Origin of the sequence: Streptococcus sp. HMSC072D03 (assembly GCF_001812855.1) — a bacterium.
Lineage (GTDB): Bacteria > Bacillota > Bacilli > Lactobacillales > Streptococcaceae > Streptococcus > Streptococcus salivarius_D.
Genome location: NZ_KV810645.1, coordinates 1 through 1,460 on the forward strand (window position 1 = coordinate 1; position 1,460 = coordinate 1,460).

Consider the following 1,460-nt stretch of genomic DNA (forward strand, 5'->3'; position numbering starts at 1 on the left):
AAAAACTCTAAGCAGGCTTAGCCTGCTAACTCATGACAGAAAAGAAAGTTCGGCTTATAATGAAGGTGAACAATACCAATCCGTTGTCTTTAATAGGGCTTTGCCTAGCCTGTATCAAAAACTGGATGAACAAGAGTTATGAGATAACTCGAATATGCCTTGAGCATGAAAATAAAATTACTAATAGCCTCTTGTTCTATTGTTCAATAGTTAACAGGAGGTTTTTGTAATGGAAGTTATGATTGAAACTTGTTGTGGAATTGATGTCCACCAAAAGTCTATCGTTTGTTGTATTCTAGATGGTCCACTAGAAAGCAATAAACCTAAAAAGATTCAGAAAAAATTTGGTACAACAACTATAGCTCTCCAAAACGCCTTAGATTGGTTATTGGAAAATCACGTCACACATGTCTTTTTTGAAAGCACTGGCCAATATTGGGTACCACTCTTTAATATATTCTCAGACTCAGAACTCAATTTGATATTAGCTAACCCCCAACATATTAAGAATGTGCCTGGTCGAAAAACAGACATGAAAGATGCCGAATGGATTGCACAGCTCGGACGTTGTGGACTTATTGAGCCATCTTACATTCCAAGCCCTGAAGTGATGCAGTTACGTTTACTCACTCGTAGGTTACGTTCTTACAAACAACGTCAAACTCAAATAAAGAATGAGATTCATAACCTCTTACAACGTGCTAATATCAAACTAACCAGCTATCTTTCTGATATCTTCTCTAAGACAGGACAGTCTCTTTTAACGCTCTTTATCAATGGGGAACTCATTGATTATGACAATGTGACAGCTTGTATTCACAAGCATGTCAAAGCAAGTCCCGAAGAATTAATGGAGGCCATGAATGGGAAGTTGTCACTGGAGGATCGATTTCTCTTGGAGCAAAGCCTAGAAGAATATCAATTGTATCAAAAACTCATGAATAAATTAAGGAGTGAAATAATAGCTTATATCGAAAAGGAGTTTCCCTGAAGAAAATAGATTACTTCAAATGATTCCTGGTGTGAGTGAAACTTGTGCAGCCACTATTTTAGCTGAGATTGGACCAGATGTGAAGGCTTTTCAATCGGACGCACACTTAGCTTCTTGGGCTGGGCTCTGCCCAGGATCTTATGAAAGTGCTGGCATTAAAAAATCCTCACATATCACGCAAGGAAATCGATATATCAAACAGGCTTTGACCATGTCGGGATTGATTGCGGCTCACTCTAAAGACAATGCGTTTTCATCTTTTTATAGCAAAATTTCCCAAAGAGGAAGTAAGATGAAAGCCGTCATTGCTTGCGCACATAAGCTGCTTCGTATCATTTACAAAATTCTCGCAACACACCAAGAATACGACAAAGAAAAAGTGCTAGGACTGAGGCAACAGTTCTAACACCAAAAATTTAAAAAATCTCAATTACAGTATAACACAAGAAGAGTTTTTTGCGCTATTTTT

General features: G+C 37.7%; 2 protein-coding genes. Both read left to right on the forward strand.

Annotated features, from left to right (window positions below; all coding sequences use genetic code 11):
- The first annotated feature begins 229 nt into the window (after positions 1 to 229).
- Positions 230 to 991: an IS110 family RNA-guided transposase gene (locus tag HMPREF2877_RS03740; RefSeq protein ID WP_002886742.1), complete on the forward strand. Its 762-nt coding sequence runs from the start codon at positions 230 to 232 to the stop codon at positions 989 to 991.
- A 19-nt stretch (positions 992 to 1,010) separates the two neighbouring features.
- Positions 1,011 to 1,397: an IS110 family transposase gene (locus HMPREF2877_RS03745; protein WP_045768432.1), complete on the forward strand. Its 387-nt coding sequence runs from the start codon at positions 1,011 to 1,013 to the stop codon at positions 1,395 to 1,397.
- Positions 1,398 to 1,460 lie beyond the last annotated feature (63 nt).